General features: G+C 60.8%; 18 protein-coding genes. 14 read left to right on the plus strand and 4 right to left on the minus strand.

The window, feature by feature from the left end; translation table 11 throughout:
* Positions 1-132: 132 nt before the first annotated feature.
* From flgF to PKC81_RS07480, 10 genes are all read left to right on the plus strand, one after another.
* Positions 133-876: a flagellar basal body rod protein FlgF gene (gene flgF / locus PKC81_RS07435; RefSeq protein ID WP_324334637.1), complete on the plus strand. Its 744-nt coding sequence runs from the start codon at positions 133-135 to the stop codon at positions 874-876.
* 11 nt (positions 877-887) lie between these two features.
* Positions 888-1676: a flagellar basal-body rod protein FlgG gene (gene flgG / locus PKC81_RS07440; protein ID WP_324334639.1), complete on the plus strand. Its 789-nt coding sequence runs from the start codon at positions 888-890 to the stop codon at positions 1674-1676.
* 115 nt (positions 1677-1791) lie between these two features.
* Entirely contained in the window at positions 1792-2415 is a 624-nt protein-coding gene (locus PKC81_RS07445) for a flagellar basal body L-ring protein FlgH (protein ID WP_324334641.1), read from the plus strand.
* On the plus strand, positions 2415-3512 hold the full coding sequence (locus PKC81_RS07450) for a flagellar basal body P-ring protein FlgI (RefSeq protein ID WP_324334643.1): 1098 nt from the start codon (positions 2415-2417) through the stop codon (positions 3510-3512). Before PKC81_RS07445 ends, PKC81_RS07450 begins: the two co-directional genes overlap by 1 nt.
* Positions 3509-3886 carry a rod-binding protein gene (locus tag PKC81_RS07455; RefSeq protein WP_324334645.1) on the plus strand — a complete coding sequence of 126 codons (378 nt, stop codon included), beginning with the start codon at positions 3509-3511 and terminating at the stop codon, positions 3884-3886. Before PKC81_RS07450 ends, PKC81_RS07455 begins: the two co-directional genes overlap by 4 nt.
* Entirely contained in the window at positions 3883-5211 is a 1329-nt protein-coding gene (gene flgK, locus PKC81_RS07460) for a flagellar hook-associated protein FlgK (RefSeq protein WP_324334647.1), read from the plus strand. The genes PKC81_RS07455 and flgK overlap by 4 nt, the downstream gene beginning before the upstream one ends.
* Before the next feature lie 12 nt (positions 5212-5223).
* Positions 5224-6054 carry a flagellin gene (locus PKC81_RS07465; protein ID WP_324334649.1) on the plus strand — a complete coding sequence of 277 codons (831 nt, stop codon included), beginning with the start codon at positions 5224-5226 and terminating at the stop codon, positions 6052-6054.
* A 180-nt stretch (positions 6055-6234) separates the two neighbouring features.
* Positions 6235-7098: a flagellar motor stator protein MotA gene (gene motA / locus PKC81_RS07470; protein WP_324334670.1), complete on the plus strand. Its 864-nt coding sequence runs from the start codon at positions 6235-6237 to the stop codon at positions 7096-7098.
* Positions 7098-7949 carry a flagellar motor protein MotB gene (locus PKC81_RS07475; protein ID WP_324334651.1) on the plus strand — a complete coding sequence of 284 codons (852 nt, stop codon included), beginning with the start codon at positions 7098-7100 and terminating at the stop codon, positions 7947-7949. The genes motA and PKC81_RS07475 overlap by 1 nt, the downstream gene beginning before the upstream one ends.
* Before the next feature lie 171 nt (positions 7950-8120).
* Positions 8121-9173 carry a sigma-54 dependent transcriptional regulator gene (locus PKC81_RS07480; RefSeq protein WP_324334654.1) on the plus strand — a complete coding sequence of 351 codons (1053 nt, stop codon included), beginning with the start codon at positions 8121-8123 and terminating at the stop codon, positions 9171-9173.
* 111 nt (positions 9174-9284) lie between these two features.
* Here PKC81_RS07480 and PKC81_RS07485 read toward each other — a convergent pair whose 3' ends face one another.
* The 4 genes from PKC81_RS07485 to PKC81_RS07500 all read right to left on the minus strand — a co-directional run bounded on the left by PKC81_RS07485 (position 9285) and on the right by PKC81_RS07500 (position 13318).
* Positions 9285-9944, minus strand: a complete 660-nt coding sequence (locus PKC81_RS07485) for a DsbA family oxidoreductase (protein ID WP_324334656.1) — start codon at positions 9942-9944, stop codon at positions 9285-9287.
* Between the two features lie 2 nt (positions 9945-9946).
* Positions 9947-10813, minus strand: coding sequence for an NAD(+) diphosphatase (nudC, locus tag PKC81_RS07490; RefSeq protein WP_324334658.1), 867 nt, complete (start codon positions 10811-10813; stop codon positions 9947-9949).
* A 134-nt stretch (positions 10814-10947) separates the two neighbouring features.
* The gene (locus PKC81_RS07495; RefSeq protein WP_324334660.1) at positions 10948-12231 is read right to left on the minus strand and encodes a serine hydrolase domain-containing protein; all 1284 of its coding nucleotides are present in this window, start codon (positions 12229-12231) and stop codon (positions 10948-10950) included.
* A gap of 10 nt (positions 12232-12241) precedes the next feature.
* Positions 12242-13318 carry an A/G-specific adenine glycosylase gene (locus PKC81_RS07500; RefSeq protein WP_324334662.1) on the minus strand — a complete coding sequence of 359 codons (1077 nt, stop codon included), beginning with the start codon at positions 13316-13318 and terminating at the stop codon, positions 12242-12244.
* Between the two features lie 21 nt (positions 13319-13339).
* Between PKC81_RS07500 and PKC81_RS07505 the strand changes: the two genes are divergently transcribed.
* From PKC81_RS07505 to PKC81_RS07520, 4 genes are all read left to right on the plus strand, one after another.
* Positions 13340-13879, plus strand: a complete 540-nt coding sequence (locus PKC81_RS07505) for a DciA family protein (RefSeq protein WP_324334664.1) — start codon at positions 13340-13342, stop codon at positions 13877-13879.
* The gene (locus PKC81_RS07510) at positions 13880-14611 is read left to right on the plus strand and encodes a thioredoxin domain-containing protein (protein WP_324334666.1); all 732 of its coding nucleotides are present in this window, start codon (positions 13880-13882) and stop codon (positions 14609-14611) included. It begins immediately after the preceding gene.
* A gap of 28 nt (positions 14612-14639) precedes the next feature.
* Positions 14640-15383 carry a thioredoxin domain-containing protein gene (locus PKC81_RS07515; protein ID WP_324334667.1) on the plus strand — a complete coding sequence of 248 codons (744 nt, stop codon included), beginning with the start codon at positions 14640-14642 and terminating at the stop codon, positions 15381-15383.
* 28 nt (positions 15384-15411) lie between these two features.
* On the plus strand, positions 15412-18675 hold a 3264-nt coding region (locus PKC81_RS07520; RefSeq protein ID WP_324334668.1), incomplete at its 3' end, for an AAA family ATPase.

Here is an 18675-nt window from a genome sequence, read left to right on the forward strand (position 1 = left end):
CATGAGCTTCAAATGTAACCGTAGCCCTGGGCCTGTCGAAGGGCATCTCTCAGTCAGACACCAAGGCTTAAACCTTGGTCCGTGCTTCGACAGGCTCAGCACTACGGTTTTGGAGAACAGGAGGATCACCGAATGGACCGCCTGATCTACACAAGCCTCACCGCGCTTCGCGGCGCACAGGCGCGGCAGACCGCGACGGCGAACAATCTCGCCAATGTCTCGACGCCCGGTTTCCGTGCCGAAATGGCCGAAGCACAGGCGATCTGGTTGCGCGGGCCGCAGGTCGTTGGGCGTGCGGTGACCAGCGAAGAGGTGATCGGGGCCGATATGCGCGCCGGGACGGTGATCGCAACGGGCCGAGAGCTAGACATATCCATCGAAGGCAATGCCCTGCTCGGCGTGCAAGCCCCCAATGGCGATGAGGCCTATACCAAGCGCGGTGATCTACAGCTCGCCGAAAGCGGGCTGTTGACGACAGGCGACGGGCATCCGGTGCTCGGCACGCAAGGCCCGGTGATCGTGCCACCTGCCGACAGCTTGCGCATCGACCGCGAAGGCCGCGTCTGGATTGTGCCGCAGGGCGGCGATCCGCAATTGCCGCAGGAAGTGGCCAAACTGAAACTGGCCAGCCCGGTCGGATCGACGGTGCTGAAGGGCCTCGATGGGCTATTCCGCGTTCCCGATGGCGGCATACTGCCTGAAGACCTGGAGGCTCGCGTCAAAAGCGGCGCGCTCGAAGGATCGAATGTCAATTCCACGCTGGCGCTCACTGAAATGATAGAGGCGAGCCGCAGCTGGGATGTGCAACTCAAGATGATCGGCGATGCCCGCGACCTCGACGCCGCGACCGCAGAGCTGATGCAGCTTCCGCAATAAGGAGATAATTTATGGGTATCGGCGCTCTTCATGTCGCCCGCACCGGGCTCGACGCGCAGAATTTCCGCATGCAGGTGATCGCGAATAACCTCGCCAACGTCAACACCACCGGGTTCAAGCGCGACCGGGCGAATTTCGAGACGCTGGCCTATCAGGCGATGCTGACTCCGGGAGCGCCCTCCTCGTCGCAAAACCTCTACGCGGTCGGCTTCAACCTTGGCACCGGGGTGCAGATGACCGGCACGGCGCGAATAGACCTGCCGGGAACCGTATCGACCACAGGCAATGGCCTCGACGTCGCCATCGAAGGCGCTGGATTTTTTCAGATCGAAATGCCCGATGGTCGCATTGGCTATACCCGCGCGGGCAATTTCAGCCTGTCGGCGGAAGGCAATATCGTCACACCGGACGGCATGCCTATCCAACCGCAAATTCAAATTCCCGATGGCGCGAGCGCGATAGCCATTGCCGCCGATGGTACCGTTTCCGCCGCTGTTCCGGGGCAGGCCGAAGCGACCGTGCTCGGCCAAATCGAAATCGCGCGCTTCGTCAATCCTTCGGGGTTGCAGGCCATCGGCAACAACCTGTTGGTTGAAACTGCTGCATCGGGCGCGCCGCAAGTTGGCGCCGCCGGAATTGAAGGCCGTGGCACGCTGCGCAGCGGCGCACTTGAAAGCTCCAACGTCAATGTCGTCGAGGAACTGGTCGACATGATCGAAACCCAACGCGCCTATGAGGTCAATTCGAAGATGATCCAGGCGGCAGACGAAATGATGCGCAATGCGGCACAGAATTTGTAAACTTGGTGTCGTAGTTCACCGCAGCCCTGAGCCTGTCGAAGGGCGGCTCTCAGCCTTGCGCTGTTCCTTGAGGCGTGCTTCGACAAGCTCAGCACTACGGTTCTTGGTAGCAGCTTTGGCACTATCCTCCCCCGCCATCGCCAAGCCCAAAACTGCACCCGATTCCTTTGCACCTGCCGCGCCGGGCGCACCCGCGGCAACTGTCGCCAACGGCGCAATCTTTCAGGGTGATGGTTATACCCCATTGACCTCTGGAAACAGGGCCGGTGCGGTCGGGGATATTGTTACCATCCAGCTCGTCGAGCGGATTTCAGCTTCAAAAAGCAACAGCGCCAGCACGGGCCGCAACGGCTCGATCGGCCTGACACCACCCGCTACCGGACCGCTCGGCCTTTTTTCACCCACAGATATAAATATGGGTGGCGATCAGTCGTTCAAGGGAAAGGGCGAGGCCGCCCAGACCAGCGCTTTGAACGGAGAGGTCAGTGTGACGATCACTGCCGTCTTTCCCAATGGAACCATGCTCGTTCGGGGCGAGAAGATGCTTACCCTCAATCGAGGCGACGATAGGGTTCAATTCTCAGGCCTCATCCGCGCTGCTGATATCTCTGCGGACAACCGTATCCTTTCCAGCCGGGTCGCCGACGCGCAAATCCGCTACACCGGCAAGGGCGAAATCGCGCGCGCCAGCAAGCAGGGTTGGCTGCAGCGTTTCTTCTCAAAGATAAGTCCGTTCTGATGAAGCGGCTGTTTTGCCTATTTGCCGCCATGGCCACGCTATATTCCGATCCAGTATATGCCGAACGGATCAAGGATCTTGGTCAGTTCCAGGGGCTGCGCGCGAACCAGCTGACGGGCTATGGCATCGTCGTCGGCCTTGCCGGCACCGGTGATGACAGCCTGATCTACGCAACACAGGGCGTGCAGGGTGCTGTCTCGCGCTTTGGCCTGACAATCCCGCCAGGGGTGAACCCCAGCCTGAAAAATGCCGCCGCCGTGCTGGTCACCGCAGAGCTGCCGCCATTTGCCAAACCGGGCCAGCGCCTCGACATCACCATTTCCGCAATGGGTAAGGCGAAATCCTTGCGCGGCGGCACGCTGGTGATGGCGCCGCTTTATGGAGCCGATGGCCGCATCTACGCGATGGCGCAGGGAAACCTTGTCGTGGGCGGACTGGGTGTCGATGCCGCCGACGGCTCCAAGCTGTCGATCAACATCCCTTCAGCGGGGCGGATCGAGGGCGGAGCGACGGTTGAACGTTCAGTCGACACCGGCTTTACTGCAGGAGAGCATTTGCTGTTCAACCTGCACCAGTTCGATGCGACCAATGCTGGCCGGATTGCCGATGCCATCGACACGACCTTTGGTCCCGGAACAGCCACTGTGCTGGACGGGGCTACGGTTCAGATCCGTGCGGCGCAGGGCGGCAATGCCCGCACCCGGATGATTGCGCTGATCGAAGCGCTGAATATCGATGCCGCAGAGCCGCGCGCGCGCGTTATCGTAAACGCCCGCACCGGCACTGTCGTCATCAACGGTGCGGTTCGCGTGGGTGCTGCAGCAGTCACACATGGCAAGTTGACGGTCAGGGTCGATGAGGCTCCAGCCCTCGTTCAACCGACCCCGTTCAGCCGCGGCGAAACCGCCGTTGAGCAATCGAGCGACATCAAGGTTGAGGAGCCTGCCAACCCCGCCTTCCTGATCAAGGGCGGCGCAAACCTTGCCGAAATTGTGGATGCAATAAACCGTATCGGCGTTCCCCCCGGCGATCTGGTCGCGATCCTCGAAGCGCTCGACCAGGCGGGTGCGCTGACAGCCGAATTGGTAATCATATGATACAGCCTGTTTCATCGAGCCCCTCCCCCAGCGCAGCTCCGGTCAATCCGGAGCTGCGTAAAGCCGCGATTGCGTTTGAAGCCGTCATGCTTCGCCAGTTGATCGGCGAAATGCGCAAAGGTGCGTTGGCGGACGACATTTTTGGTTCATCGGCAAACTCAACCTATCGCGAGCTTGCCGATGCCCGGACGGCAGACGCCCTCGCACAGCGTGGGGCAATAGGTATTGCCGCGATGATCGAGCGGCAACTCGCCTCTCTCCCTCTCCCTTCAGGGGAGGGCCAGGGGGTGGGGTCTCTCGATCTAGCGCCAAAACTGATACACCCCACCCCAACCCCTCCCCTGAAGGGGAGGAGCTTTAGGAGTGCTTTATGAGCGACCTCCTCAACATCGGCGCATCGGGGCTGGGCGCCTATTCGCGGGCCCTGGCCACTGTCGGTGACAATATCGCCAATGCCCAGACCCCCGGCTATGCGCGCCGCACTATCGAATTGCGTGAGGCCCCGGCAGCCGGTGAAATCGTCCTTTCACGCAACAGCATTCGCCCCGGCGGGGTCGAGACAGCAGGCGTCCGTCGCTCGGTCGACCCATGGCTGATCGAGGATGCGCGCACGGCATCGGGCGAAGCCGATCGCAGCAGTGCGCGGCTGGACGCGATCGACGCTACCGAAAGGGCGCTCGACGACGGAATCGGCGGGATTGGCGAAAGCATGACCCGCATCTTTACGACCGCAGACCAGCTTGCCGCCGATCCTGCCAATGCCACCTTGCGCGCCCAATTCCTGCAATCTGTTGACGATAGCGCAGCGGCCTTTCGCAGGACGGCCGCTGCTTTGGGTTCGGCGGCCAATGGCGTAGCCCAGTCCGCCAGTATCACTGTCGACAGCCTCAATACCGATCTCACAGCGCTGGAAGCAGTCAATCAGGGGCTCCGGCGCGCGCGCGCGGGTTCGGCCAATGAGGCAAAGCTGCTTGATGAGCGTGACCGCCTGCTCGACAGGATTTCGTCCGCCTTGCCGGTAACCGCCAGCTTTGACGCGCGTGGCGCCGTGACGCTTTTGGCTAGCGATGGTGCCCTGCCATTGGTTGCCAATGGTTCGGTGTCGACGCTTTCGGTTTCAATACTGGCCAATGGTCAGCTTGCCTATGCCATCGCACCCGGAGGCACTCTGGCGCCCAGCGGCGGAACACTTGCCGGACTGTCGCAAGGTGCCAACCATATTGCCATGCAAACTGCATCACTCGATGTACTGGCCGCCCAATTCGCGAGCGACCTTAACGGTTGGCACCAGTCCGGCCTCGACGCCAATGGCAACCCGGGCTCGGCGCTGTTGTCTGGAACCAGCGCCGCGACTTTGGTGGCCGTGGCGCTGACCGCCGACGCGGTTGCAGCCGCCGATGCGTCCGCATCGAATGGTAATTCGTTGCAACTGGCCAATCTGCGTGGGAGCACTGGTGTCGAAGCCGGATGGGCGGCTTTGGTTGGCCAGCAGGCGCAACAGGCCGCCAGTGCGCGCGCCCAGGATGCCGCCGCTTCGACGCGGCGAGACGGGGCCTTTGCCGCGCGCGACATGGTCGGCGAAGTCGATCTCGATCGCGAAGCTGCAGAATTGCTCCGTTTCCAACAAGCCTATGAGGCTGCAGCGCGCACCGTGCAGGTGGCGCGCGAAACCATGCAGTCCATTCTCAACATTTTCTGACGGACCACAGCGATGATCAACGCCACCGGTAACCGCATGACCCGCGAAATCGCCGGCCAGTCAAGACTGGCGCAAGATATTGCGCAAACGCAGATTCAGGTTTCTACGGGCAAGCGCATCCAGCGCGCATCAGACGATCCCGTAGCTGCAACCAGAGTGGCCGCGCTCCGGACAACGCAAGCGAATGCCGTCGCTTGGGGGATCAATATGAATGTCGCCCGCACATTGACGGCCCAGGCCGAAGGTGTGCTGAAGACCGCATCCGACCTTCTGGGGAGAGCCAAGGAATTGGCCCTGTCCGCCTCAAACGGAACATTGACGGTGGCCGATCGGGCGGCCGTTTCGCTCGAACTATCGGCGATTGCGGATGAGCTTGATGGGATTGGCGCAACCGAATCGAGTTTGGGTGAACCGTTATTTGCGACCGGAAGCGCGCGCCTCATGCGGTTTGATAATGATGCGCTTTTCGCGCCTGTTCCCACCAGAGCAGCCCTATTCGACAGCGGCGGGCAAACGGCGGCGCAGCATGTACGCGACGCAGCAAGCGCGATCGGCGCGGGCAACAGCGCTGCCATCGCAACCTCGCTCACTGCCCTCGATGGTGCCATCGACCAATTGGCGACAGCGCAGGCACAGATCGGAATCAATGCCGCCCGGCTGGATCGGCTCGCTGAAGTGCATGCGGAAAGAGGCATTACGATTGCCGCGGAAAAGTCCTCACTTGAAGATACCGACCTGCCAACGGCAATTGCACGGCTGAACGCACAGTCCATCACGCTGGAGGCGGCCCAGGCTGCCTTTGCCCGCATCAACCGGCGGACATTGTTCGATATTTTGGGCTAGGGAACCTCAACTTTGGGCGCCAAGTGCCGTTAACTAAGCATATTGTCTGCCGCTTATCTTCGTCACCCCCCGCAAAGGCGGGGGTCCATCGCCGATGGTATAAATTTGAGCGTCGGGTGATGGATTCCCGCCTTCGCGGGAATGACGAATTGGTGGGACGGTGAAAGGGCTTTAAACAAGATGTTCGCGATTGTCGGTATCCTTGTCTTGATCGCGATGGTCTTTGGCGGCTTTGCACTGACGGGCGGCAATCTCGGGCCGGTGATGCACGCGCTGCCGCATGAGATGCTTATTATTGGCGGGGCCGCCATCGGTTCGCTGATCATTGGCAATTCGGGGAAGGAATTGAAGGCGCTCGGCGGTGGCCTGACCAAGGTGTTCAAAGGGCCCCGCTTTGGCAAGCAGGACTATCTTGATTGCATCCTTCTGGTCGGCAAGCTGATGAAGCTGTTGCGAAGCGAAGGCCCGGTCGCGCTCGAACCGCATATCGAAAATCCGAAAGAATCCGCGCTCTTCGCCGAATATCCCAAATTGCTTGCCGACCAGACGCTCATTCACCTGATCTGCGATACGCTGCGGCTGGTGGTTGTCTCGTCGGGAACACTCGATCCGCATGCGGTTGAGGAGGTGATGGATAATGCCATCAAGAACCACCACCATCATGCCATCAAACCCGCTGATGGTTTGCAAAATCTGGCCGACGCCCTGCCCGCGCTCGGAATCGTGGCGGCGGTGCTCGGTGTAGTCAAAACCATGGGGTCGATCGACAAGCCACCCGAGATATTGGGCGGGATGATCGGATCGGCTCTGGTCGGCACCTTTCTCGGTGTGCTGCTCGCTTATGGTCTGGTCGGGCCCTTTGCCAACCGGGCCAAGCAGGTGATCGAAGGCGATGCCGCGATCTACCACACGGTCAAACAGATCATCATCGCTTCGCTCCATGGCCATCCGCAGCCGCTGGTCATCGAGGCTGCGCGGTCTGGCATCGAACATTCGAACCAGCCGAGCTTTGCCGAAGTGTTTGACGGGATGCGGGCGCGATAATGGCTGCGAACGCCAATCAGGTCGTCCGGCCAGTGATCGTCAAAAAAGTGTATGAAGCACCGCATGCTGCGCATCATGGCGGGGCGTGGAAAGTGGCCTATGCCGATTTCGTCACGGCTATGATGGCCTTCTTCCTGCTGATGTGGCTGCTGGGCGCGACGACAGAGAAGCAGCGCAAGGCACTCGCAGATTATTTCGCGCCGACTTTGGTCAAGACCAAGCAGGAAAGCGCTGGGTCGAACGGCATGTTCGGCGGGGATTCGATCGTTTCGGCAGATGATTATCCGCACCGCGCGGCGCAGACAGGAACCAAAGCGATCACTATCCCGCGCGATGCCAAGGGCGGGCTCAAGGAAGCCTCGGGCAAGGAGCGTGACAAGGCGCGGTTCGAGAAACTGAAGCAGGCGCTGGCGAAGAAGATGCAGGCCAGCCGCGAATTGCGCCGCCTCGCCAAAAATGTCCGCTTCACCGAAACGCGCGAGGGGCTGCGCATTGATCTGGTCGATGAGGCGGACTTCAGCATGTTCGTTTCAGGCACCAATCAGATGACGCCCGATGCGATGCGGTTGCTTGATGAGGTGTCGTTGCTGGTTCGCGATCTGCCCAACGGCTTGATCATTCGAGGCCATACTGACGCCACCCCTTATGCCCGCGGGCAGGGGATGAACAACTGGAAGCTATCTGCCGAGCGCGCCGAAATCACCCGCGCCATCTTTGCGCAAAAGGGGGTGGGGCCGGATCGCTTCCTGCGAATCGAAGGGGTTGCGGATCGCGAACCTTATGTTCCCAAGAACCGGTTCGACCCGCGTAATCGGCGGATGTCGATTACTTTGGGATGGGCGCGCGAATAGAGTTGGTCCGTATTGGATCATCCCGAAACATCTGACCTACGTTTTTCTGCCCCTGCTTTCCTCCATATTGGATATATCCTTTGTTATTCAATATGTTATGAGACTTTTCGAAATCAGTCGTTAACCATTTACGTCGCAGTTCGAGGCCATCGGAAAGGCGGGGCAGCCCGCATGGCTTCGGGGGCAAATATGGTTATTTCGACGGCAGAGTGTGAACGTACAATTGCTGCATTGGTGATCGGCACAAGCCCCGCCGTGCAAAGGTTGCGGGCGATGATCGCCCGTGTGGCGGCGTCGGAAGTGTCGGTGCTCCTTGCCGGGCCTTCCGGCTCTGGCAAGGAACTGGTAGCACAGGCCATCCACGCCGCCAGTAATCGCTGTGCCAACCCGTTTGTCGCAATCAACACCGGGGCGATTCCGGGCGAGCTTATCGAATCCGAACTATTCGGGCATGAAAAAGGCAGCTTCACCGGCGCACACAATCGGCGGACCGGCCATTTCGAAAATGCGCATAAGGGTACGCTGTTCCTAGACGAGATTGGCGACATGCGCTTCGACATGCAGGTCAAGCTGCTCCGCGTGCTGGAGGAACGCTTGGTCACACGGGTCGGCAGCAGTGTCGGCACCCCGGTCGACGTCCGCATCATTTCCGCGACGCATCGCGACATGGATCATGCAATCGCCGATGGCCGTTTCCGGCAAGACCTGTTCTTCCGCTTGGGCGTGGTGCTGGTGCATGTGCCCGCATTGGCCGAACGGGCCGAGGACATCCCGTTATTGATTCGCCATTTCCAGAAAGGCAAACCTGCAGGCGCGATTGCGCATTTTGATGAAAGCGCACTCAAAAAGCTGATGGCGCATGACTGGCCCGGAAATGTCCGCGAACTGCGCAACGTCGTCGAACGCGCGGGCGTACTTTATGGCGGCGAGATACTAAACGCAGAAGATGTCGCCCTGTTGCTGACCAACGCGGCTCCACCACTCGAAAGCCGCCGCGAACGGGTTGCGGTTGCGCCGGTTTCCTTCGTCCCTGCAGCGCCTGCACCTGGCAAGGATCAACCGATCGACCTGCGGCAGGAGATTGAGGCAATCGAACTGGAACGCATCAATATGGCGTTGGAGTTGGCCGACGGAATTGTTTCGGAGGCGGCGCGGTTGCTGACGTTGAAGCGCACCACATTGATCGAGAAAATGCGCAAATATGGCGTTCAGGCGGTTGCCTAGCCCCCCTCCCGCTTGCGGGAGGGGCTGGGGGAGGGCCTGAGAGGGCGATTGGCTCGCTTCGCTCGCCCCCTCCCCTAACCCCTCCCGTGAACGGGAGGGGGATGATTGGGCTCAGGCCGTCCGTTTCGCCAAAACCTTGCCAATCACCTGCGCAAAGGTCTCCGCACTCTGCGCTCCGGGGACCATATATTTGCCGTCAAAAATGATAGCAGGCACGCCAGCGACATTTTCGTTGATCCAATAGCTTTCCTCGCCGCGCACTTCGCGCCCGAGCACCTCGTCAGCGAGCCATGCTTCGCAAGCCGCTCTGTCGAGACCAACGCTTTCCGCAACATCGAGCAGTACGGCCCGGTCACTGACATCCTTGCCCTGCTGGAAATAGGCTGAAAAGAGCGCGAGCTTCAGCTCGGTCTGCTTTTGCCAACCATGTTCGGTGCCAGTGCGCGTTAGCAATTTGTGGGCGTCAAACGTATTGTACAGCCGCCGCGCGCCCATATCGCCAAAGGTGAAACCCAAATCAGCTGCGGTGTCCTTGATCCGTTCGCGCACCGCCTTGCCTTCGTCGGGTGAGCGGCCATATTTGCGCGCGATATGCTGGCCGGCATCCTCGCCTTCGGGCGGCATGTCGGGGTTGAGCTCGAACGGGTGCCAGTGGATCTCAGCCTCAACTGGCTCCGACAACAAAGTCAGTGCTTTTTCGACCTGCTTATAGCCGATGATGCACCAGGGGCAGACGACGTCGGAGACGATATCGATGCGCAATTTTTCCATGCCTACATCTCCACCCAACGCCGCAAAAGGGTGTGCGCAATCGCAAAGGGCGGCGGCGCGCCAAAGCGTTTGTCGGGAGCATCGGCGAGTGCGGCGCGCGCCTCTTCCTTCGTCACCCACATCGCATCTTCCAGCTCGTTATAGTCAATCGTCAGCTGGTCGCCATCGGCGTCGGCAACACAGGCGATCATCAGTTGCGATCCGCCAAAGGGCCAGGGCTGGCTGGTGACATAGCGCACTGCTCCGCAGCTGATTCCGGCCTCTTCCATGATCTCGCGCCGCACCGCTTCTTCGATGCTTTCGCCGGGCTCAAGAAAACCGGCCAGTGCTGAATAATTGCCCGTCGGCCACGCCGATTGCCGCCCGAGCAAAGCCTTGCCCTCATATTCGGCGATCATGATGACAACAGGGTCGGTGCGCGGGAAATGTTCGGCATCGCAGGCGGTGCATTGGCGGCCCCAGCCCGCGCGGAATAGCTTGGTCGAACCGCCGCAGCGACCGCAATATTTGTGGTTGTTGTGCCAGTCGATCAGGCTGCGCGCGATGCCGTAAATCGCAGCATCCTCTGCAGGCAGCATCGACAGTGCGCGCCAGACAGCGGGCGAGCGGGCCATGCCGCCTGCGCCTTCGACCAAAGGCACGAAATGCGGCTTGCCATTTGCGAGTCCGAGCAGGATCAGTTCGACCGAAACGTCGACCTCGGCCATCGACACCCATTTGAGCCCGCCTTCGCTGGCAACTACCGGGTCCAGCCCGTCGAGCCCCAGAACGCGTGCGCGCCAGTCATTGAGTGCAGCGTTGAAGCCTTCGACATCATTGCGCAGCCGGTCTGCACGGTCGAGCGGAGAGCCTGTGAAGCCGGGGTTCATATACCTGCCTTTAAGCAAGATGACGCTAATTCAAACCGTAGTGCTGAGCCTGTCGAAGCACGCCCAGCCGATAAGCCCCCTTCGACAGGCTCAGGGCTACGGTTTTGCGTGAATTCATATTGTGTCATCGCAGTCTAACCCTGCAAATCGGCAACAAGCCATTCACCGAACCTGTCCTGAAAATCATGCGCATTGGACGGCATATATTGCAGCATGCCGGTCGCGCGAATCTTGCGGCTGGTATCGACGAAAGCGATAGTTCCAGCTGCGCCGCCCCAACCGAATATGCCCTTTTGCGCACCTTTGCCGACGCGTCCGCCCGCGCCAAAATCCGCGCCATTTGCAAATGTACCGTCCGTGCTGACTCCGGCCGGTAACAGGTTCGACATTCCCAAGGTTACAGTTTCGGGAGCCATGATTTCGGCACCGTCTAGGCTGCCGCCATTGAGCAACATGGCGAGGAAGCGGTCATAGTCGCGCGCGGAGCAGACCAGTCCCGCGCCACCAAAAGCAAAAGCGGGTTTGTCGAGATAGATGCTGGTCGCCGCCGGATCGATGGGGATCAGCGCGCCGCCAAACACTGCATAGTTGGTGGTAAAGCGTTTCACCTCGCTTTGCGGAACCTGAAAGTAGGTGCTGGTCATTTTGAGCGGATCGAAGAGCCGCGTCTGAAGGAAAGCGTCGAACTCCATCCCGCTCGCCACCTCTATCACCCGGCCCAAAAGGTCGAGGCTGATCGAATAGCTCCATTTGGTTCCCGGCTCTGCGATCAGCGGCAATTTGCCCAAACGCTCCGAAAATGTCTTCAAATCGGGGGTCGGCGCACCCGGCTCAAAGCCAGGGATCGGCATGCGGCTGATCTGTCCGGGGGTGATGCCATTATCCATATAGGCCTTGAGCAAAGGTCCCTTGGTAATGATCGAATAGCCAAGCCCCGCCGTGTGCGTCAGAAGATGGCGGACGGTGATCTGTGTCTTCGCCGGTACCGAATCCAGACTGGTTTCGGGGCTGGTCAGCACACGCATTTCGGAAAATTCGGGCAGAAAATCGGCGATCGGCTGATCCAGCTTCATCTTGCCTTCGCCGATCAGGATCATCGCTGCCATCCCCGCCACCGGCTTGGTCATCGAATAGATGCGGAACAGCGTGTCGATGTTGACCGGTGTCGGATCGCCAATTGCCTGCGTTCCCGCCGCTATCACTTCCAATTCACCCAAACCGTGGCCGATAGCAGCAACGACGCCCGATGCCTTCCGGTCGGCAACATAGCCCTCAACCTGCGATTTGAGCGTCGGATATTCCTGCGCGAGGAGGCTCCAGGCAGGCGTCGGCAGCATCGTCGCCATCGCGCCCAATCCGGCCATCGAAAGGAAACCACGGCGGCTGGGATTCATCATTGCAGTCTCGGTTGCGGACATGCTCACTCCTCTAGATTTTCTGTCTTGCTCTAATGGCAAGCTTGGCTGCCTTGCTGAATAAGGTTGGCAAACCGGCGCTGTCCAATGATTTCAGCGGCCACCATTCGCCGGGCGGCAAGCTGCTTTCGTCGATCGGCGCTGCCGTAGCGGCAAGCCGCAGCGTCAGGCGGAAATGGGTGAAGACATGCGCGACTTCGCCCGGCACAGCATTCCAGTTGGCCGCAAAAGGCGGCTGCGAGTCGCCATCGGTGCGGGCATTCCAGCCATCATCGGGCAGGCTGCGCATCCCGCCGAGCATGCCGCGATCAGAACGACGTATCAGCCAAACATGGCCTTCACGCTCAATCCAAAAGGCCGTTCCGGTGCGGTCGGGCTTCGCTTTTTTGGCAGCCTTGCGGGGTAGTGTTTCGGTCAATCCTGCTGTCTGCGCCGTGCAGTGCATCTGCAGTGGGCAGATCAAACATTGCGGATTGCGGACCGAACAGAGGCTTGCCCCCAGATCCATCATCGCCTGCGCAAAATCTCCGGGCCGCTCAGCGGGCGTGATTGCGTCGACCGCCGCCCGGATCTCCGGCTTGGCGGCGGGCAGCGGCGTTTCGATGGCGAACAACCTTGCCGTCACCCGCTCAACATTGGCGTCGACCACCGGGACGCGCTCGCCAAAGGCAATCGCGGCAATGGCAGCTGCGGTATAGGCACCGATGCCGGGAAGTTTGGCAAGCTCGACCGACGTTTCCGGCAGTTCTCCGCCATATTCGGCGACAACGACACGCGCGCATTTGATCAGGTTACGCGCCCGGCTGTAATAGCCGAGCCCCGCCCAAGCCGCCATGACGTCGGCATCGTCGGCCGACGCCAAAGCGGCGAAATCCGGCCACCTCTCGGTGAACTTTTCGAAATAGCTGAAAACAGCCGCAACAGTCGTCTGTTGCAGCATGATTTCGGACATCCAAACACGGTACGGATCGGGTGGCGGCGTTCCCGGCGGCGAACGCCAGGGGAGGTCGCGCGCATGGCGGTCATAATGGCCGAGCAAGGCGCTGGCGATATCCCCAGAAAAGTCATCACGCTGTTGGACGGAAGCCATGCAAAATGCGATAACCGGCTGATGGAGGAAGGCAAGCCATCAACCGCCGCCAAAAAGGCAAAAGCTGCCGCAAAGCCCGTTTTTGAACGGCGGCGCGGGGGCGAAGCGCGCGCGGTTTCCGATCTTGTCCCCGACATTGGCCGCGCAGCATTCCGCCGCTTCGGCTTTGTACAAAGCTCTGTCGTCAGCCGCTGGGATGAAATTGTCGGCCCGCGCTATGCCGATGTCACCGCCCCCGAAATGATCCGCTTTCCCGCTGGCCAAAAAGCAGGCGGCACGCTCGAACTGGTCGTTGAAGGCGCGCATGCCGTGATGATCCAACACGTCGTCCCTGAAATCATCGAGCGGGTGAACCGCTTTTTCGGCTATGATGCCGTGGCCAAGGTGAAGATGCGCCACGGGCAGGTGCAACGCGCCGAACCCAGGCCGAAAGTCAGCGCAGCACCAGTGCTGCGCGCACCGTCTGCCGAGTTGGGGGATTCTCTTCGCGAAATTGCCGACCCGGAATTGCAGGCAGTCCTCCAAAATCTGGCAAAAAGCCTTGCCAAAGAGGGCGAGTAAATGCAGATGCATCGGTCCAATTCAGAGGCAGATATGGCCACCCGATTCCCGACTATATTCCGAAAATCGCTGACCCTTTTCGCCATAGCCTCTGCGCTTGGCGGCGGTGCACTGATCGCTGCACCGGCAAAGACCAACTGGCTGCTGACCTTCAGCACGACGGCCAAGGGCAGCCATGTCATCGGCAACCCCGCCGCGCCCACCAAGCTGGTCGAATATGCCAGCTACACCTGCGGCCATTGCGCGCATTTCGAGATCGACGACGTCCCGCAAATCAAGAACCAGTTTGTCGCATCCGGCAAGGTCAGCTTTGAAATCCGCAACCTGGTGCGCGATCCGATGGATCTGACCGCCGCGATGCTCGCGCGCTGCGGCGGCAAGGGGCGCTTTTTCGGCAATCACCGGCATCTGATGGCAACACAGTCGCAATGGGCCAATGGCAGCAAACTCGGCAAGGCGACGATTGACCTGTTGGAGGCAAAGAATATCGTCGGCTTCATGCAGGGCGCCTATACCGAATTGGGGCTGGACAAGATCATGGCACAGCGGGGCGTTACCGCCGCGCAGGCCAAGGTCTGTCTTGCAGACAAGGCGGCGTTCAATACCGTCATTGCGATGACCGACGAAGCCACCGAAAAACTGAAAATCAACTCGACGCCAACCTTGCTGGTCAATGGCAAGGTCATCGAAGGTCACGACTTCGCGACCATCAAACCCCATATCGCTCCCTGAATTTCAACGACGCAAAGGACATCAAAATATGCGCAGTCTGAAAATCCTTACCGCTTCCATCGCCGCGCTGGCCCTTGCATCCTGTGGCGGCAGCGAAACCGGCGAAGCGCCCAAGGGCGAACCGGTAGCTGCCGTCGCGCCACCCGCTGGCAAGCAATGGATCGATGTAGTCAGCAAGACGGCCGAGGGCGGCTATCTGATCGGCAACCCGGATGCGAAGATCAAGCTGGTCGAATATGCCTCGCTCACCTGCCATGTCTGTGCACAGTTCAGCAACGATGCCGGATCGGACCTGCACGACAATTTCATCAACAATGGCAAGATTTCTTACGAATTCCGCAATTTCGTGCGCGATGAATTTGACCTGATGGCGGCGCGCGTTACCCGTTGCGGCGCTAATGAGGCGATGTTGCCTTTGACCGAACAGTTCATGGGTTTCCAGGAAACCCTGTTTGAAAATGCCAACAAGATCGGCACCGACAAGGCACTGGAAGCGAAAATTACTTCGCTGAAAGGTGGCGAGCGCTTCTTTGCCCTGGCCGATGCCGTAGGTATCGTCGAATTCTTCGCCCAGCGGGGTGTTTCGCGCGACCAGAGCAAGGCCTGCCTCTCCGACACCGCCGAAATGCAAAAGCTGGCCGACCTGACCGCCGAATATGGCAAGAAATACACCATTCAGGGCACGCCGACCTTTTATCTCAACGGTGTCCGCCTTGACGTGACGGCCTGGCCGCAGGTCAAAGGCAAGCTGCAGGAGGCGGGCGCGCGGTAAGCCTTCAGGGCACCGCGTCGGGGGACATATGCGGATCAAGCGGCTCAAACTCACAGGCTTCAAAAGCTTCGTCGAGCCAACCGAGCTGCATATCGAAGCCGGGCTGACAGGCGTCGTCGGCCCCAATGGTTGCGGCAAGTCCAACCTTCTCGAGGCGCTGCGCTGGGTGATGGGCGAAAATTCGCCCAAATCGATGCGCGGCGGCGGGATGGAGGATGTGATCTTCGCCGGCACCGCGCAGCGCCCGTCGCGTGATTTCGCCGAAGTCACCCTGCTCGCCGAACATGACGCACACGAGAATATCCCCGGCATCATCGCCAATGACGATGATTTCGAATTGGAGGTCGTCCGCCGAATCGAGCGCGGTGCAGGGAGCGCCTATCGCGCCAATGGCCGCGACGTGCGCGCAAAGGATATCGCGCTGATCTTTGCCGATGCGGCGACCGGCGCGCATAGCCCGGCGCTCGTCAGTCAGGGGCGTATCGGATCGATCATCTCCGCCAAGCCGCAAGAACGGCGGATGATGCTTGAAGAGGCAGCAGGGATTTCGGGCCTGCATGTGCGCCGCAAGGATGCCGAGCAGAAACTGCGTGCGGCCGAAACCAACCTCAACCGTCTGGCGACGATATTGGGCGATATGGATGCCCGCGCGCAGAGCCTTAAAAAGCAAGCGCGACAGGCCGAGCGTTATCGCAAATTGTCGGGCGAGATCACGCAGGCCGAAGCGCGTCTGATCTTTGTGCGCTGGCGAGAGGCCAAAGCAGCAGCGGAAGCTGCACGCACGGAAGCCGATGAAGCGGGCACGGCAGTCGAGGAAGCTTCGGTCCGCCAACGCACCCTCGCAGAGCAGCAACAATCGGCTGTCCGCAAACTGGCTGATGACCGTGCGGCCGCTATGGCAGCGCGGGATGCGGCGAGCGATCTTTCAAACAAGCTCGTCCAACTGACCGGCGAGCGTGACCGGCTGATCCAGCGGCAGGCTGATCTGGCCGCACAAGCGCGGCGCATCGAAGAAGATGGCGCGCGCGAAGGCAAGCTGACCCATGATGCCGCCGAGGCGCTGGCGCGCTTGCAGGTCGAAGCTGCCACATTGGCCGAGACTATCAAGTCGAGCGAGGATGAACGCCCGCGCTTGACCCGTGCCCTAGACGATGCCGAACGTGCAACGCGTGAGGGTGAGGTCAAGCTGGCCAAGGCAGTGGCCGAACAGGCGCGCGCAGAAGCCGAATTGCGGGTTGCCGAAGCCGCGCTCAACAATGCCCGCGCCCGCGTCGAGCGCGCCGAGCGCGACAAGGCGCGGCTCGAAGCAGAAAGGGCCGCGCTCGGCGATGAGGCAGAACTGGCAACTGCCCGCGATGCGGCACGCGATGAAGCGGCGCGCCTGCAGGTGGAGCTTGAACAACAGGCGACGGCGATTGATGCCGCCGAGAGTGCACGCGCAACTTTGGTCGCAGAACGCGATAGTGCGCAAAGCGCGCTCGCGAGTGCCAAAGCGGATCTGGCGGCGCTCGTCAGCGAGAAGAACGCACTCGAACGCGCAACAGCTAAAGGCAGCGACAACCGCGCGCTCGACCGGATCAAGGTCAAGCCCGGCTATGAACGCGCATTGGCGGCGGCGCTGGGCGACGATCTGAACGCGGCGGTCGGCGGGGTGACCGGACGGCGCTGGCAGGGCTTCACGTCGGTTCCACCAAAATTATCGGGCGAACGCCTCTCCGATGTGGTTGAGGCACCGAGCGAATTGGCACTGCGCCTCGCCATGGTGCGCGTGGTCGAGGCTGACGATGGCGCGATGCTGGAGATAGGCGAGCGACTGGTTACCCGCGATGGCAAGCTGCGCCGCTGGGATGGCTTTGCCGCCGAAGATGATGGTGCAGCGGCCGCCGAACAGCTCGAACGGGCTAATCGTTTGGAAGCGCTGCTCGAAGCCATTCCGGTGGCAGAGTCCAAGGTCGGCGACCATGCAACTGCTCTCGATGCGCTGGGCGAACGCATTATGGCGGCGCAGGATGAGGCGCGGCGGCTGGCTTCGGCACAGGCGGCAACCGAAGCCGCGCTGCGTCAGGCACTGCGCGATGCAGATCGGGCTGAAGATGCCCTGACGCGCGCACAGCAGGCGGCGACGGCACTGGCCGAGCGGAGCGGATTGGCCGAACAGGAAGCCACGCAAGCCCGACTCGAATTTGAGTCAGCCGAAAAGGCGCGCGCCGAACTGCCCGATGGCGAGCAACAACGCGCGCTTGTTGCCGCGCTGACCAGCGAAGGGGAGTCGCTACGGCAGTTGTTCGTGCGGGCGCAGGCCGACCTTTCCGGCCTCGACCAGAAAATCGCCCAGCAGCGCGAACGGCGTGCGGTGGCGCAGGCCGAAATTCGCGGCTGGCAGGACCGGGCTGGCGAGGCCGAACGGCGCATCGCCGAAATGAACAAGCGCAGCGCCGAGATTGCCGGAGAGCTTGAAGCTATTGCAGGCAAACCGGACGTTATCACGCACGAATTGACGACATTAGAGGCAGACAAGGCGGCTATTGGCGAAAAACTCGCCGCGCTTCAGGCCGCTGAACAGGCTAGCGAAACCTCGCTGAAGGCACTCGAAGCCCAATTGGCCGCTGCTGCGGAGGCGGTTTCTTCTGCCCGCGAACAGCGCGCCGGAGCCGAGGCGCGCGCTGAAAATCAGGATGCCCGCCGCCGCGAAATGGCGGGGATTTCGGGTGAACGATTCGAATGCCCACCGCCGCTGCTGCCTGAAAAGCATGGCTTTGAAGAAAGCGAACTCGGCGATGCGTCGGTGGAATCAAGCCGCCTTGAAAAGCTGCAATTCGACCGCGAACGCATCGGCCCGGTCAATCTGATCGCCGCCGACGAGCTGGTCGAACTCGAAACCGAAATCGAAAAGGGGCAGAGCGAGAGCGAGGAACTGACGCAGGCGATCAACCGGCTGCGCGGCTCGATTGGCAGCCTCAACCGCGAAGGCCGCACCCGCCTGTTAGCCGCGTTCGAAACGGTCGATCAGCATTTCCAGCGGCTGTTCAGCACGCTGTTCAACGGCGGACAGGCGCACCTCGCATTGATCGACAGCGACGATCCGCTCGAAGCAGGCCTCGAGATTTTCGCCCAGCCGCCGGGCAAGAAGCTGCAGTCGCTGACGCTGCTGTCGGGCGGCGAACAGGCGCTGACCGCAGTCGCGTTGATCTTCGCTTTGTTCCTGACCAACCCTGCGCCGATCTGTGTGCTCGACGAAGTCGATGCGCCGCTCGACGATGCCAATATCGAACGCTTCTGCGACCTGCTCGAC

Origin of the sequence: Sphingorhabdus sp., from assembly GCF_035329025.1 — a bacterium.
Lineage (GTDB): Bacteria > Pseudomonadota > Alphaproteobacteria > Sphingomonadales > Sphingomonadaceae > Sphingorhabdus_B.